Genomic DNA, 15,908 nt, shown 5'->3' with positions numbered 1-15,908 from the left:
CATTTACCACACTTACCACCCAGCCCATTAGCTGGCAAGCTAACCATGCCCACATAGCGTTGTATTTGGGTTGTGAACACAGGAATTGCAGAAAAAGGCTTGCATACAAAAGGCAAAAGCCAAGAGGGGTAAAGAGCTGCGGAGTTTTATTGTCCAATAAAAAAACACCATTAATGTTTACATCTGATTTAAAAACCCTATAGCGCTTAATTTTAATGCTTACTTTTCTGGAATTAACCTCAGCATCAGTGAATTATCTAATAACTAATCATCACTCTTTTTCATAAACAGGCAACTATGGTCAAACGTTTGCTTACCAAAGACATGCTCGATTTTGACGCCCCAGATCAGGTCAAGGATGTTATCCAACCTCAAGGGCGTCCACCGGAAACAGACCCTACTCTGGGTATCCGTCCGGAATTAAGTATTGAAGTCAACCAACAGCCAGGCACTCCCCGACATCGACTGGTCACCATTGGTGATTCCCTAAGCCATGGCTTCCAGAATGGAGCAATTTTTAACACTGAGCGCTCCTATCCCATAATGATTGCTCAAGAAATGGGTTGGGAAGAACACCTGCGTCGTCCAACCCAATATGGCAAATTCGGTGGATTGCCCCTGAATCTGGAGTATTTAGTTCGGCACTTAGAGCGACAGTTTGGTGACCAGATACAGTGGTGGGAATTAGGACCGGCTCTGTTTTCAATCCGCGAATTTATGGACGACATAGAAGATTATTGGGAACGGGGTCCTGGTTGGCAAGGGGGCGTTGGCTCTACTGTTGCTATGCACAAAGGGATTAACCACAATCTCGCTATTTATGGGTGGAATCTTAAAGACATTATCTCTCACGACGCAGATACTCTCAGAAAGGCAATCGAGGCACCAACGGATGATCTATTGCGGCAAATCGTTGAGAATGCTAACGAACATGCGGCATTGAGGGTTTTGGACTCCGCACGGGATTCACAAGGTAAAGCACTTACCCCAGTGCAAGCTGCCGTGGCACTAGGGCAAGAAGGAAGTCTAGAAAACGGTCAGGGAGATGGTATTGAAACCCTGATGATCATGATTGGGGCGAATAATGCCATGGGCACCGTTGGTCAACTGCAGGTCAGATGGAGTTGCGATCGCGATTCAAATTCACCACAGCCCAATCAGCGACCTACGGTCTGGTGTCCGGAAGATTTCAAAGCTGAATTGGATCAAGTAGTTGACCAAGTCAAGCAAATCCAAGCTCGCCATGTGATTTGGGCTACAGTTCCCCATGTCACCATTGCCCCCATTGGTCGTGGAGTAGGAGATAAGATCGCTACTGGCTCGCGCTACTTCCCCTACTACACCCGTCCTTGGATTAGTGACGAAGATTTCGATCCTAACCGTGACCCGCACATTACCGCACAACAAGCCCGAGCCATTGATAGCGTCATTGACCAGTACAACGACTATATTGCTGATGCTGTACGTCAAGCTCGAAAAGAAGGTCGAGATTGGTATTTATTTGAATTAGGAGGATTACTGGATGGCTTAGCTTATCGACGTTATATTGAAGACTCCGACTGCAGACCAGATTGGTGGACTCCCTATCAGCTGGCACCGGAACTCGAAGCTCTTTCACCAGTACCAGATACTCGCTTTTTTAGATCCGATGCCACCGGTCGCACCAGCGGTGGTTTCTTCACCCTAGATGGCATTCATCCCACTACCATTGGCTACGGTATCGTTGCTCAAGAATTGATCACTCTTATGCAGCAACAAGCTGGTGTCAAGTTTTATGGCAAAGACGGTCGCACAGAGCGTCATGATCCAGTCAAGATCAATTTCCAACGCCTGATTGCTCTAGATACCTTGATTTCCGATCCACCGAAATCTTTATCGAGTAGTCTGAAATGGCTGGATTGGCTCGATCAGAACTTGCAAATTTTCCAGCGCTTACTAAGAAAGGGGAATTGAAGAATGAAGAATTTAGAATGAAGAATGAAGAATGAAGAATGAAGAATGCAGAATGCAGAATGCAGAATGAATAAATTCTAAATTATCCGGTTAACTAGTTAACATATCGATGATATGGGAATAGGTAGTTTCCTATTCCCGATTTTACAAACTAATTTCAACTAGTGATTAATTTAAAGGGGAATAATTTACCAATTTATCCAATTGCAGATTTGAGATCATTTTCGGGCGCTCAGGATGTCCACCCCACTCATATTAGTTCCTTGATTCAGCAATTCCAAGTATGGAGCGTAGGCAAAAACGCGATTACGTTTTTGCCCAGTAATTTCTTGTAAAATACCAACATCACACAGATCATTAACTAATTTGTTGGCATTAGGGTATTTGAGTTGAATAATTTTTTGAACCTGTTCAACAGTGATAATTGGCCTAAAATAAAGGTTATCCAGCACGATTATAGCGTTTCCGGTTCGCTTCCCCATCTTATTGACCAGTAGTTGATGATGTTCTTCCTTCATGGTTACTATGTTGCGGGCAGTAGCGGACGCTTCCTGAGCGACTTCGTAAACACCACGCAGAAAGAACTTTAGCCAACCTTCCCAATTGCCACTATCTCTGACAGCTTGAAGTCGGTCATAGTATTCAGAGCGATATTTCTTGAAATAGTAAGAAATATATAAAAGCGGGCGCTTCAGTATATTCTGCTCACATAGAAGAAATGTAATTAGTAGACGCCCTGTTCTGCCATTGCCGTCAAGAAAAGGGTGAACTGTCTCGAACTGAGCATGAGCCAATCCAATTTTTAGCAAAGCGGGAATTGGTTTTGAATCATGCAAAAACTTTTCTAGATTATCTAGAGCTTGTTTCATTTCATGGGGTGGAGGTGGAACGTAAGTAGCGTCTTTGAGGGAACATCCTTCCGGACCAATCCAATTCTGGCTACTACGAAACTCACCTGGATCTCGCTCAGAACCTCGCACTCCTTGCATTAACTTCTGGTGTATTTCCCGAATCAGGCGCAAACACACAGGTAAATCCTTCAAGCGCTCAAGACCGTGGTTAATAGCAGCGATATAGTTAACCACCTCAGCCACTTCTTGAGGATTATCTGGTTCGAGTGTTTGGGATTCAAATTCCAGAACATCTATCAAAGATGCCTGCGTTCCTTCAATCTGACTCGACAAAACCGCTTCTTTGCGAACATACATAAACACAAATAGGTCAGGGTTAGGCAGAGCATCTGTTGATCCATCTAGCCTACCGAGTGCACGATCCGCCTGAGATAGAAGCTGCCACATCTCGTCATCGATAATGATGTCAGGCACAGGCGGCAACGGATTCGGTATGAAAGCTTTATATCCACTAAGCTGATCCACATACTGACCTGCTCTAGTAGCACTAACCATTATTATCGCTGTCGTTAATACTGAATATTTTCCAGCTCTATATTAACGAAAAGCCATCTCTTTCGTTAATAAGCCTATAAATGAAAATTTATATGATATAATTACCAACTCGAAAAAATCAACTGAAAGGATCCATTACTATCCTATAGCAGTCGCCAGGGCAGTTAGGACATGACAAAAGTCTCACACCCTTTGTAAGCGATGCAGAGGTGCGACCCGTGGCGAATTTAATTCGCCAACGGAAAGCGCACCTAAGCGGTCTTGGGGGTTTCCCCCACTCGCTATTGCATCAAGAAGCGCAAGAGTTTGACTTCTGACTTCTGACTTCTGACTTCTGACTTCTGCTATAAAGGTAACCTTCAGGGTAACTCAGGTTTCGATAAACTGAAGAAAAAATGCACTTGAGGCGATTATGACCCAAAACAATCGCTCCCCATGGGATGCTGGCAGATTCATAAAAACCCTAAGCTACTTTGAGGTTATTCCTTTCCTGAGCTGCCTACAGCGATTATTCACAGGTCGTGCCAATAATCAACAATCGAGCCAGGGTAGAGGAAAAGATATGGGAGTAATACTGGTAGCTGGGGCAACTGGCGGTGTAGGCAAGCGAGTGGTGCGCTGTCTGGTTGAGCGTAATTATCCCGTACGTGCCCTAGTTAGAAATGCCCAGAAAGCTAGGGAAATCCTTGGCAATAACCTGGAACTATTCGAGGCAGATATCACTATTCCAGACACCTTGACCCCAGCACTGTACAAGAACATTACTGCTATAGTGTGTTGTACAGGAGCGCGGATGCAACCGGTAGAAGGAGACACCCCGAACCGGGAAAAATACGATCAGGGCATCAAGTTCTATAGGCCAGAAGTGGTCGATAGCCCGGAACTATTGGAGTATCAGGGTATCAAGAACTTAGTACAAGCCGCAGCAGAGTATCTCGAACCAGGGAAACAACTCCTATTTGACTTCCAAAACCCTTCCGATGACTTACAAGAAACCTGGGGTGCTGTGGATGATGTAGTCATGGGTGGTGTCAGCGAGAGTTCAATCCGCCTGATCGACAAGGCTGCCCTGTTTACCGGCAATGTCTCAACAGCAAATTCTGGCGGCTTTGTGTCAGTACGCACCCGCAATCTCCCAACTCCCCTCAACTTAGCTGAGTACCAAGGACTAGAACTGCGAGTTAAAGGGGATGGTCAACGCTATAAATTTATATTGCGTAATGAATCGAAATGGGATGGCATTGCCTACTGCTATTCCTTTGACACCCAGAAAGATCAGTGGATAAACGTTTCTATTCCCTTTGCTGATTTGATTCCGGTATTTCGAGCCAAAACCTTGAAAGATGCTGCTCCCTTCAACCCCAGTCGCATCTTTGCCATACAGCTAATGCTGAGTAAATTTGAATATGATGGCGCACTGAACCCAAACTTTGCTCCAGGTTCCTTTGTCCTACAGCTCGAAACTATTAAAGCCTATGGGGGGATCACCAAGCCCCAATTCATTATGATTAGCTCAGCCGGGGTGACTCGTCCAGGTCGTCCAGGAATTAACCTAGAGGAAGAACCACCAGCGGTACGAATGAATGATCAACTGGGGGGAATTCTAACCTGGAAACTCCGGGGAGAAGACGCAGTTCGCGACAGTGGCGTTTCCTATACCATCATCAGACCTTGTGCTTTGACAGAAGAACCGGGAGGTCAAGCCTTAGTGTTTGCTCAAGGAGACAATATCCGAGGTAAAGTAAGTCGGGAAGATATTGCTGAACTTTGTATTCAGGTACTAGAGCAACCCAAGGCTTGTAATGTCACCTTTGAAGTCAAAGAGGCAAGTGATGGTTTGCGAGACTGGCAAACTCTCTTTTGCGATATCAATACGGACAGCAATTAAGTATAGGGTTTGTATCTAGGTTGTAAACACACTTCTTGCAAAAAAAGGCAATTATAATTAAGAATTAAGAATTAAGAATTTAGAATTTCTTCATTCTTAATTATTCCTTCTTAATTCCTCATTCTTAATTATTCCTTCTTAATTCCTCATTCTTCATTCCTAATTCTTCATTCTTCATTCTTCATTCTTCATTCTTCATTCTTCATTCTTCATTCTTCATTCTTCATTCTTCATTCTTCCTAACTTGCCAGACGCTCCGATGCTTGAGATTTCATCAGGGTAACCAACTCTTGGATTCCTCTTTTGACATGTCGCGTCACTGTCATCGGACTGACTCCAATTCGTTTGGCTGCCTCTTTGCGGGGGAGTTCTCGTAAGAAAACAAACTCTATAGCTGCCTGAGTTTTATCTTCTAGCTGACTCAAGGCACCCTGGAGCTGTTGTCGGTCTTCTTCCCAATAGTGTAAATTCTCTTCATAGTAATCCGGTAGAGTCTCTCCTAAAGTCATGGGTTGATCGACCTTCTGAGAAACCGTGGCATCCAAACTTAAAGGCAAACGATTTTGAACTGCCAATTTACTTTCCTGCCACTCTTGCAGTGATACATCCAAAGCCTTAGCAATTTCTTCATCTCTGGGGAAGCGTCCCAAGTTAGTTGCTAACTTTTTGCTGACTCTTTTCCCTGCCTGCTGGAGTTCCTGCCATCGGCGAGGAATCTTGACCAGAGAACCCCTATCGCGCAAGAAGTGTAGCATCTCACCGCGAATGTAAGGTACTGCCAAGGAACTGAATGCACAACCTTGATGGGGGTCGAACCGCTCAATAGCACGAATCAAGCCGATGTAACCCATTTGCTCGAGGTCTTCATAAGGTTCAGCACACTTCTGGCTGACTATATGAGCAATCTTCCTCACTAACCCAGCATTTAATCTTACTATCTGATTGCGAAGTTGAATTGATGGATTTCGGTAGTACGCAATCAGAAGTTCCATTCCTTGAAAACCAACAGACCCAATAGCCATTCTCAAAATATCCCAGAAGTGGAAACCTATTTACGACACGAGGCTTAGCCTAAGCAATTAATCTTCAACTCATTGTCATTAGAGATTCCCCTTTAGAACCATCGTCCTTTCACGGAAAAAACAAATTACCGTTTTTGTTTTCTCTGTACAATCACGCAGATTGGAACCCGAAGATAGTGAGAAATCGCTATACCGTCTTAAATGTGGTATAATATCTAACCTAATTAGCCGGAAGTGGCAACTAGCAAAGAGGATAACTAGTATTCTGTCAATTTAGTTTTGGTATTAGGTGTTAGGTATTAGGTGTTAAGTATTAGGTATTCCGAAAAAGTAGAGTTTACCCCTCAAGTCAATTTGGACGGAGTACTAGCAGTCGGTTTTCCCTCCTGCCACAAGATTGCGGATATGGTTCAAAATAGAAGTAGTTATAAATCAATGCTGATACTTGATCAGGAAAATTCTTGACTAAAATCTCATGAGTAGCACTAGTAACTTTCGTCAAGCAATTCGTGAATCTCAAGGTCGAGCCCTAGTTGGTCCGAATGTTATTGCTAATGCTCTGCCCTTCCTGGGTGGTGGATTAGTCTTAACTGCCCTAGGTGTCTATGGTGGTCTGGGGGTGATTTCAAGCAACCCAGGGCTATTTATGACCACCTTCTTGCCTGCCTTAATTGCCGAATTTATTCTTTTCTTCGTTGCCCGTGGTGTGGCTGAGAACGGAAACAACAGTGTAGCTTTGCCTCTTCTAGCTAGTTACAGTCTCTTGTCCGGCTACACCCTCAGTGGCTTAATATTCGTTGCCCTCGGAACAGGGGGTGTGGGCATGCAAGGCATTGCCATTGCTGCCTTTGGCTGTGGTGTAGCCTTTATGGCTGGCCGTCAAATTGGTTCTAATCTCTCAGACGAAGATGGCTTTGCTTTAGCCAAAACCGTCCAGATGGGTATGATTGCCTTGCTGGTGGTCTTGGTGGCTCAGCTAGTTTTATCCTTCTTTGGTGTATACACACCCAGCTTTCTAGAAATTGCTATCTCTGGCATCGGTGTGGTTATTTTTGCGGGTGCGGCTGTAGTGGATTTCTTCGTGCTGCCTCGCGCCTATCGTGATGACCAGTATCTACCTGCTGCCCTGTCAATGTACTTGACCTATATTAACTTGTTCGTGTTCATTTTGCGGCTGCTGATTGCCCTTAATGGTCGCGACTAAGACAGTGCAATACGATAGAACCCAATCGGGGACGGCAATGCTGTACCCCGATTTTTCTAGTTCCAAGCTGTGGTGCTAGACGTCATATAGGAGCCATAAACCCCAACAGAGCCTCAAATACAGCATCATGGGCAGTACTTTGATTTGTGCCCCTATAGCTAGCTATAGGGACAAGTCCTGTTCTGAAGCGGTTTTGTGATAGTATAGCAGTCGCCAGGGCAGTTAGGACATGACAAAAGTCTCACACCCTTTGTAAGCGATGCAGCGCGGTCTTGGGGGTTTCCCCCATGAGCGACTGCATCAAGAAGCGCAAGAGTTTGACTTCTGACTTCTGACTTCTGACTTCTGACTTCTGCTATACCTAAATGTTGCTGAACTCTGAATCCCTAAGGAAATCCCAATACCCAAAGTGAGGGCTATTTATGGTAAAGTTTATGGTAAATATTGATAATCTATCTGTTCTAGGAAAGAAGCAAGTTGTTGTGTATTATGAAGCGTGATTAGTGGAGTAAATCAAATCGAGTTCCCTATAAAATAATATTGTAATTGTTCATAAACGATTTCAATAAAATTAGAGGTTGTCTGAGAAGTATCATTTGCTACATCAAAGCCCCCGTTGGTCCCCCAAGCGAGGGATTGCTCGCTTGGGGGACTTTTACCAGCAAATGGATTCTTGTTCCCCCCAAGCGAGGGATTGCTCGCTAGGGGGGCTAGGGGGGCAAAATTCAGTATCAAACAACTTTTCAGATATCCTCTTATAAAAAACGTTATATTATAGCCCTTAAAAAGGTTTAAAACGTAATTATACATTATATAATTACGTTTTAAACTTGTGATTAAAAATGGATATTACATCGATTAAAATATCGGTATAATATTTACAATTACGTTTTCAAATTGGAATTTGACCAGGGTATTTGAGATGGCGATCGCATCATAAAAATTCTCGGTATACTAGTATACTATAGTTGAAATGTATAGTTAAAATCAAGAAGATTACCTGGTGTATTTACATGGTGTAGTTATAATGGTGTTGTAAAGGATGGAAGCATTATGGAAACCGTAGAGCAGAAACGGGCAGTCGAAATCTTGTCGGAGCGCCTGGGTAAAACCCAGGACTATCTTTGACATTGCTGCTCTGAAGGCCAAAATTCAAGATTTAGAGCAGCTGGCAGCTCAACCAGATTTTTGGGATGACCAAAACTCGGCTCAGCAAACCCTTCAACATCTCAACGACCTAAAATCTAACCTCCAACGCTATAAACAGTGGCAATCCAGTTTGGAAGACACTAAAGCGATCTTGGAGTTGCTAGAACTAGAAACCGATGACGCACTGCTTGCAGAAGCTCAAACCAACTTGACTCAGCTGAATAAAGAACTGGATCGCTGGGAGTTGGAACAGCTGTTATCTGGTACCTACGACGCTAAAGGTGCTGTCCTCACCATCAATGCGGGGGCTGGTGGAACTGATGCCCAAGATTGGGCTGACCTATTACTGCGGATGTACACCCGTTGGGCAGAGAACCATGGTTATAAAGTCCACCTAGCCGAACTTTCCCCAGGAGATGAAGCTGGGATTAAGTCTGCCACTCTGGAAATTGACGGACTCCGCGCCTATGGTTACCTGAAAGCCGAGAAAGGTACTCATCGACTGGTGAGGATTTCCCCGTTTAATGCTAACGGTAAGCGACAGACTAGTTTTGCTGGAGTAGAAGTGATGCCTGCGGTGGATAATACCGTTGAGCTGGAAATCCCCGAGAAGGATTTAGAAATTACCACCTCCCGTGCAGGTGGTAAGGGAGGGCAAAACGTCAATAAGGTAGAAACTGCAGTGCGGATTGTCCATATTCCTACCGGCCTGGCTGTGCGCTGTACTCAGGAGCGTTCTCAATTGCAAAACAAAGAAAAAGCCTTAGTACTGCTGAAAGCTAAGTTGCTCGTGATTGCTGAGGAGCAACGAGCTCAAGAAATTGCCGAAATTCGGGGGGACATGGTGGAAGCGGCTTGGGGAAACCAAATTCGAAATTATGTGTTTCATCCTTACCAGATGGTGAAAGACCTGCGCACTAGTGTGGAAACCACAGCAGTTAATGATGTCCTTGATGGTAATCTTGACTTATTCATTGAAGCGTATCTGCGTCAAGAAAATCAGTTAACTAACTAGTAAGCAGTCAGCTATCAGCCGTCAGCCGTCAGCTAATCAACGGTCGGTAATAAACAAGCTGGGGGGTGCTGCTACGGCTGCTTGAAAATCCCTGCTCGTTTTACTCATCCGACCCCGTTCAGTTAAAACGCCTGCTAGCACCTCAAGTAGCACCATCTGTAGCGCATTAGCTGATAGCTGACTGCTGAATGCTTACACTAACTAATCACTAATGATTGGTTATTAGTGATTGTCAAAGTTGGTTGATTATTACTGATAAATAGTCAGTGGTCAAGTTTCAAGTAAGCAGGAATTAGGCAAAATTTGGCAACAAACTCGCCTTAGGTTTAGGGTGCATTGATAAAGCAGGCTACAGCTAGAGTTTCTGGGTAATTCGTGGTAAAAATTGTTAAGTATGCTGTTAGATTAAAATCAGCAAAGAAATTCTGACGTAGAGTACTTGTGTTCGATGAGCAACCCACCTTCACAAACCCAACAGCCAGAACAAGGTCTGGATACAACTACAGCCCCAGCCGATAGCGGTTCAAGTGAACCTAAGCCTAGTTACACCAAGTTAGCCATGCGCAATATGGTGCGTAAGGGAGGTAAATCTCTGAGACACTTTTTCCTCACCGTTTCTGGTTTATTGGCCTTACTGGTGGGTCTTGCCTACCTAACCCGTTAACTAAAGAGTTTGTTAAGTGATTTAAACTTACTCTTGTTGATGGCTCTATGCTTCGAGAGAGCAAAATCAAGGGAACAGTAAGCATAGTCCTAGACCCAGGATTAACGAAGCCGATGACCTAGCCAATCGGCTAGGTCATCGGAGTAGGTTACCCTACTGGTAGCCAAGCCTTTTGGAGACGCTGAGTGTGAAGTTTGAATTGAGTGTACAGGATTGTTTCTTTAATCGCTCCCATTCCGCTGAAACCATTACTAACCAATCCAGCAGCCCAATTTCCCTCCACACTTGGGAAAGCTGGTTTGACCAATGGCTAGTTGCCCTCGAACCGGATTTACCGGAGGCGAACAGCTACGAATTGAGTCTTCGCCTTACTGACAATAGTGAAATTCAGGCACTTAATTCCCAGTACCGAAAAAAAAATCAGCCTACAGATGTACTTGCTTTTGCAGCTTTAGAGGTAAACTCTCCTAAGTTATCACCCCAAAAGCAATTATCAGTGCCTCTATACTTGGGTGATATCGTGATTTCGGTAGATACTGCTGTTCAACAGGCTAAACAGCACGGGCATTCTGTATCTACGGAACTAGCCTGGCTGGCAACCCATGGTTTACTTCACCTTCTAGGATGGGATCATCCGGATGAAGAAAGTCTACTGAGAATGCTGGATCAACAGGAGACTCTACTTCAGAGCGTAGGTCTTTCTAATGATTCCTAGAAGTCTGCTGTGCTTTCCAGTATATCCCTAAAGGTTAATCCTCCTACCCCATATGGGAAAGATCAAGGTATACCCAAGACTTATCCCTGAACCAAGAAATGGTGTTACCAAAGGCGGAATCTTATCAAACTCAGTTTTTCGTGTCTAATACCTTGCCGATGACTCAAGAACTATCTATACCAGTACCCCAATACTCTGACTCCAAAGTCAAACCTAACCGAGATTTGGCTTGGCGAATTGCTCCGACATTAATGATTAGCTTCAAATATGCTTGGGCTGGGGTTCGCTATGCCTTTCTCACCCAACGTAACTTCCGCATCCATACAGCCATTGGAATTCTAGCGATTACCTTGGGCATTTTTTTAAAAATACCCCTGGTAGAACTGGCTGTGATTGGACTAACCACTGGGCTAGTCATGGCCATGGAGATGTTAAATACAGCTATTGAATCGGTCGTAGATCTAACTGTTAAACAGACATACCATGAACTGGCTAAAATTGCTAAAGATTGTGCCGCTGGTGCAGTGCTGATCTCAGCGATAACTGCTATTTTTGTAGCCGGTTCCCTGCTACTGCCACCCCTAATCAGTAGAATTGAGTCAGTTTTGGGCTAAATACCCAATTAGACTATACGATATGCGACTATACGATGAAAGTATATGACTGGATTGTCGTTGGTGGTGGCATTACTGGAGCAGCACTCGGGTACGAATTGTGTCGCCAAGGTTTGACTGTTCTGATTTTGGAGCAACATCCTACCCTAGAGGGAGCAACTCGCTATAGCTATGGTGGTCTTGCCTATTGGTCAGGAACATCAAGGTTAACTCGAGTGCTATGTCAGGAAGCTAGAGAAATTTATCAAACTTTATCTGAGGAATTAGCAACAGATACCCAGTTCCGGGAATTAGACTTATTGCTGACCATTGACCTCAAGGATGACTTTGAAGAATTGGCAGCCGATTATGCCCGTTGTGCTACTCCCCCAACTTGGGTGAGTGTGGCTGACGCTTGTGCCCTTGAACCATTACTCAATCGAAATGCGATCGCAGGAGCTTTTACTGTCCGTCACGGGCATATCCATCCAGGAAAGACTACCCAAGGTTACCTGAAAGCTTTCCGCCGTTGTGGGGGGGAAATCCAAATTGGTCGTGTGGTGGAACTGGTAAGGAGTTCAGATGCTATCAAGGCAGTCAAAACAGTAGCAGCCACCTACCACACCGCTAACACGGTTGTCTGTGCTGGTGGACTCAGTCGCACCTTACTGAAAGCTTCCGGAATTCCTGTCTACTTGTATTTCACTCATGAGGAGATGATTGAAACTCCCAGAGTTGACATCCAGCTGCAGACCATGGTTATTCCAGCAAATACGAAACGGTTTCAACTCGAAAAGCAAGCCAGTACTAAGTCAGTTCAACACTTGTGGGATGAGCCTGCTCATGAGGTAGTACCACCGATTCTTGATGCAGGTGCAGTGCAGTTTTTAGATGGCAGTTTACGGATGGGTCAGCTCAGCCGTGTACTGACAGACCCCTACGCCACTATAGCGCCAGAGAAAGGGGAAGCGGAAATTCGTACTCAAGTGGGTAAAATTCTACCAGCTCTTGAGAAATTACCAGGAACCTGGCATCATTGTTTAGTAGCATTCAGCAACACTAGTTTACCAGTGGTTGGTTCCTTCGGTGGTGTGGAAGGAGTTTATATATTTTCTAGTTTTACTAACCCCCTGGTATTTGTGCCACCCCTAGCCAAGCGCTTTGCTAACTGGGTGGTTGGACAAGAGGATGAAATAATAGCCGAGATGTCCCCTGCCAGTTAACAAAGTATTATGTTAAATTAAGCTAGGTTAAAGCTTGTTAAGAGTCTGTTGGTGATCGACCCATAGTCTCAGTCAAAGTGCCAATACAGTGGCTCCATCATCCTTAAAGCCCTTTGGTAGGGGCGACTCTGTCAAAGTTATGGAACATAGGTAGGGTCCAAGGTCGGATTAGACTGTACTAAGTTGGGTTAATGGTCACAGGCAGATACACCTTTAACCTGCAGAATAATTTAAGCAACGGATTTTGTGTTGACACCAGAGTAATCTTCACTGTCAAGGGTTAACGGTCAACAGTGAACAATCAGCAAGTTAAATGTTAATTAAGATAAAGAACGGTGGAAGCGACGGTCTACCCCTTAGCTTGTGAGGGAAGCTAAGGAATTAGCTCGTGCTAACAAGCGAGTTATGAGCCTAAACTAGTTATGAACCTACAGGTGATGGCAATCCCCTCCCCTCAACCCAATCGGCTGTAATAGGGGTCTTCTGCCAAGAACTAATGATCCAAGAACTAATGACAATACTGGAATTACAGTTAAGGGATTATGACAAAAACTCGCTCTAAGTGGCAGCTTGTGGTGGTAGGGATTTTGCTACTGCTGACTCTTCAGTATGTGCTGTGGCGATCGCTGTTTACCCTCAATCTGGATACCCTGGTCAATGGAGTCTTTAGCTTGGGGTTATTACTAGCGGAAATACTGAGGCTAGCTGGTAGCACCATTCAGCTGTTTTTCTTGTCCCAGATAAAAGATAGAAGTCGGGAAGCTGATTGGGGTGAATTATCGGTTATTAGTGGTCGTTTTACCCCGTCTGTTGACATACTTATTCCTACGTATAATGAACATCCCTCTATCCTACGACGAACAATTATTGGTTGTCAAGCTTTAGAGTATACAATAAAAACGATCTATCTTCTGGATGATACTAGACGTCCTGAGATCAAAAGACTTGCAGCTGAGCTAGGCTGCGAGTATATTACGCGACCAAATAATCTTAATGCCAAAGCAGGTAATTTAAACAATGCCTTTCCTCAAACCTCTGGGGATTTAATTGCTGTATTTGATGCTGATTTTATTCCTACTAGGAACTTCCTCAAGCGGACTGTGGGTTTCTTTAAGGATAAGGAAGTCGCTCTAGTTCAGACTCCCCAAAGCTACTATAATCCCGATCCGGTTGCCTATAATTTAGGTTTAGAAAACATTCTGACGGCAGAAGAAGAATTATTTTATCGACACATTCAACCAATTCGGGATAGCACAAATAGTATTGTGTGTTGTGGCACGTCTTTTGTGGTCAGGCGCAGCGCACTCTTAAGTATTGGTGGCTTTTTTACCGATTCCATCGCTGAAGATTACTATACTGGGGTTTGTTTATCGGCTCTTGGCTATAAGTTAATTTACCTTGATGAAAAATTAAGTGCTGGCTTGGCAGCAGAGAATATCGCAAGTCATGTATCTCAGCGGCTAAGATGGGCACAAGGTACCTTACAGGGACTTTTTCTAGACGCAAATCCATTAAGAATTCCTGGACTTACTCATCTGCAAAGACTGGTTCATTTAGATGGGTTGCTTTATTGGTTTACTAGCTGGTCACGAATTTATTTTCTCATTGTTCCCATAGCGTATACATTTTTCGGGATTATTTGCTTTAAAGCAACAGCTACGGAAGTATTGTGTTTTTTAGTTCCTTTCTATTTGCTACAGTTTTCTGTATTCTCCTGGGTAAACTGCGGCTCTCGCTCCGCTTTCATGTCAGATATTTATTCAGTAGTGTCATGTTTCCCGATTGGATTAACGGTGTTGCAGACAATGCTGAATCCTTTTTCGAGAGGATTTAAAGTAACCCCGAAAGGAATATCTAGGGAGAGTTTTAATTACAACTGGCAGTTAGCATCGCCGCTGATTATTGTATTCGTTGCTACAGCAATTAGCTTTGGGTTTAATCTGAGCGAATTATTGATACCAGTCAGCAGTTTGCCATCCCTAGAAACAGCCCAACTTACCCAAGGCATCAGCTTAGCTTGGATTTGGAGTGGCTACAATCTCCTGGTGCTGAGTATCGCCTTACTAATCCTTTTGGATTCTCCTAATCCGGATACTAACGAATGGTTTGACTTACGTAAAGTGGTGCGAATAAATATAGGAGGTCAAACCTATTGGGGCATGACTAAGTTGATTTCCCAAGTAGGTGCTCAAATCAAGCTGACCGAGAAGCTATCTATCTCCCTTAAAGATAATATCAAAGTAAGTCTGAAAATAATGGGGGAGAACTTGCGACTACAAGGAAAGATTACTCACACAGACCTCACGAGTGAAACTCCCACTCTCCAAATAGGATTTAATCAGCAGATGAGTTTACCCCAGACAAGGTGTTTAATTGAAATGCTGTTTTGTGGTGTGGGTCAGTGGAAACCTTGTGATACCCCTGGAGAATTGAGCTTGCTGTGGCTTTTATTAAAAAGTTTGCTCCAGCCCAGATTTGTGTTTAACCGTAATCCAAACCTCAGCACCATTAGCTCCGCTGAGGTACCAAGCTCTACCCTTACCAAACTCAATGGTGGAATTGCTGTGGTAGCACCAGCGCCAAAGGCGATGGAAACTGTTGCTGATTTCCAAGAGGACAATAGCTTCCAACCCCTGCTCAAACCTATTTCACTAGTAGCTCAGCCTAGGGTAAAACCTCCTAGTGTTCCTCAAAAAGTCGGTGAAGAAGTGGCGATCAAGGTGGCAATACCAATGAATCCAGAACTAAACTCCCAGGTGGAGGCGAGCGCTCATTGGGAAGCCGAAGGTGAAACCGTTGTGATCAAAGTGGCGATACCCAATGAACTAATCCAGAACTAAATTGCCAGCAAAATGCGATTGACCTTGGCCTTTAGGCCACGCTACGCGAATGGTCACGCGGGGCGCGTTCGCTAATTAAACAACGACTCAAGAGCGGCTATGCTAGCAAAAAAGTGGATTGAGCCAAAGGCGATCTAAAGGGATGACCATTTTTGAATTCAAAATGAATAGCCTTCTAATTTGGAATTGTTTCCACAGGTGCGCTTGACCTTGGCGAATTTAATTCGCCAAGGTCA

General features: G+C 44.2%; 11 protein-coding genes. 9 read left to right on the top strand and 2 right to left on the bottom strand.

All coding sequences use genetic code 11. The annotated features are described in order from the left end of the window. Positions 1-297: 297 nt before the first annotated feature. The gene (locus F6K64_RS32100) at positions 298-1,953 is read left to right on the top strand and encodes a hypothetical protein (RefSeq protein WP_287267503.1); all 1,656 of its coding nucleotides are present in this window, start codon (positions 298-300) and stop codon (positions 1,951-1,953) included. Positions 1,954-2,171: 218 nt separating this feature from the next. Here F6K64_RS32100 and F6K64_RS32095 read toward each other — a convergent pair whose 3' ends face one another. Then, the gene (locus F6K64_RS32095; protein WP_008183368.1) at positions 2,172-3,359 is read right to left on the bottom strand and encodes a Fic family protein; all 1,188 of its coding nucleotides are present in this window, start codon (positions 3,357-3,359) and stop codon (positions 2,172-2,174) included. Positions 3,360-3,771: 412 nt separating this feature from the next. On the opposite strand from F6K64_RS32095, the gene F6K64_RS32090 reads away from it, so the two are divergent. Further along, positions 3,772-5,247: a CIA30 family protein gene (locus F6K64_RS32090; RefSeq protein WP_008183365.1), complete on the top strand. Its 1,476-nt coding sequence runs from the start codon at positions 3,772-3,774 to the stop codon at positions 5,245-5,247. A gap of 239 nt (positions 5,248-5,486) precedes the next feature. Here F6K64_RS32090 and F6K64_RS32085 read toward each other — a convergent pair whose 3' ends face one another. Next, positions 5,487-6,269 carry an RNA polymerase sigma factor SigF gene (locus F6K64_RS32085; protein ID WP_008183364.1) on the bottom strand — a complete coding sequence of 261 codons (783 nt, stop codon included), beginning with the start codon at positions 6,267-6,269 and terminating at the stop codon, positions 5,487-5,489. A gap of 475 nt (positions 6,270-6,744) precedes the next feature. On the opposite strand from F6K64_RS32085, the gene F6K64_RS32080 reads away from it, so the two are divergent. From F6K64_RS32080 to F6K64_RS32050, 7 genes are all read left to right on the top strand, one after another. Next, positions 6,745-7,473, top strand: a complete 729-nt coding sequence (locus F6K64_RS32080) for a Bax inhibitor-1/YccA family protein (RefSeq protein ID WP_008183362.1) — start codon at positions 6,745-6,747, stop codon at positions 7,471-7,473. Between the two features lie 1,053 nt (positions 7,474-8,526). Then, positions 8,527-9,637 (top strand): peptide chain release factor 2 gene (gene prfB / locus F6K64_RS32075; protein WP_131826916.1). Its coding sequence is split into 2 segments (ribosomal slippage): positions 8,527-8,598 and positions 8,600-9,637, totalling 1,110 coding nucleotides; the frame shifts between segments, so codons are not numbered across the junction. A 448-nt stretch (positions 9,638-10,085) separates the two neighbouring features. Then, positions 10,086-10,301 (top strand): DUF3285 domain-containing protein, encoded by a 216-nt coding sequence (locus tag F6K64_RS32070; RefSeq protein ID WP_008183353.1) that lies wholly within the window; start codon positions 10,086-10,088, stop codon positions 10,299-10,301. 187 nt (positions 10,302-10,488) lie between these two features. Further along, complete coding sequence (gene ybeY, locus F6K64_RS32065) at positions 10,489-11,016, top strand: rRNA maturation RNase YbeY (RefSeq protein ID WP_008183350.1); 528 nt, start codon at positions 10,489-10,491, stop codon at positions 11,014-11,016. Between the two features lie 98 nt (positions 11,017-11,114). Next, on the top strand, positions 11,115-11,630 hold the full coding sequence (locus tag F6K64_RS32060) for a diacylglycerol kinase (RefSeq protein ID WP_008183348.1): 516 nt from the start codon (positions 11,115-11,117) through the stop codon (positions 11,628-11,630). A gap of 35 nt (positions 11,631-11,665) precedes the next feature. Further along, a complete protein-coding gene (locus F6K64_RS32055; protein ID WP_008183344.1) occupies positions 11,666-12,832 on the top strand; it encodes an NAD(P)/FAD-dependent oxidoreductase in 1,167 nt (388 codons plus the stop codon). Positions 12,833-13,374: 542 nt separating this feature from the next. After that, complete coding sequence (locus F6K64_RS32050) at positions 13,375-15,672, top strand: glycosyltransferase (protein WP_008183342.1); 2,298 nt, start codon at positions 13,375-13,377, stop codon at positions 15,670-15,672. Positions 15,673-15,908: the final 236 nt, after the last annotated feature.

This window comes from Moorena sp. SIO3A2, assembly GCF_010672265.1.
Lineage (GTDB): Bacteria > Cyanobacteriota > Cyanobacteriia > Cyanobacteriales > Coleofasciculaceae > Moorena > Moorena producens.
This window is presented reverse-complemented; position numbering and strand designations above follow the sequence as displayed.

Excerpts from the sequence above, each read along its gene's own strand:
- F6K64_RS32090 (WP_008183365.1), top strand. The coding sequence starts at position 3,772 with ATGACCCAAAACAATCGCTCCCCATGGGATGCTGGCAGATTCATAAAA.
- F6K64_RS32050 (WP_008183342.1), top strand. The coding sequence starts at position 13,375 with ATGACAAAAACTCGCTCTAAGTGGCAGCTTGTGGTGGTAGGGATTTTG.
- F6K64_RS32095 (WP_008183368.1), bottom strand. The coding sequence starts at position 3,359 with ATGGTTAGTGCTACTAGAGCAGGTCAGTATGTGGATCAGCTTAGTGGA.
- F6K64_RS32070 (WP_008183353.1), top strand. The coding sequence starts at position 10,086 with ATGAGCAACCCACCTTCACAAACCCAACAGCCAGAACAAGGTCTGGAT.
- F6K64_RS32055 (WP_008183344.1), top strand. The coding sequence starts at position 11,666 with ATGAAAGTATATGACTGGATTGTCGTTGGTGGTGGCATTACTGGAGCA.
- F6K64_RS32060 (WP_008183348.1), top strand. The coding sequence starts at position 11,115 with ATGGTGTTACCAAAGGCGGAATCTTATCAAACTCAGTTTTTCGTGTCT.
- F6K64_RS32080 (WP_008183362.1), top strand. The coding sequence starts at position 6,745 with ATGAGTAGCACTAGTAACTTTCGTCAAGCAATTCGTGAATCTCAAGGT.
- F6K64_RS32100 (WP_287267503.1), top strand. The coding sequence starts at position 298 with ATGGTCAAACGTTTGCTTACCAAAGACATGCTCGATTTTGACGCCCCA.
- F6K64_RS32085 (WP_008183364.1), bottom strand. The coding sequence starts at position 6,269 with ATGGCTATTGGGTCTGTTGGTTTTCAAGGAATGGAACTTCTGATTGCG.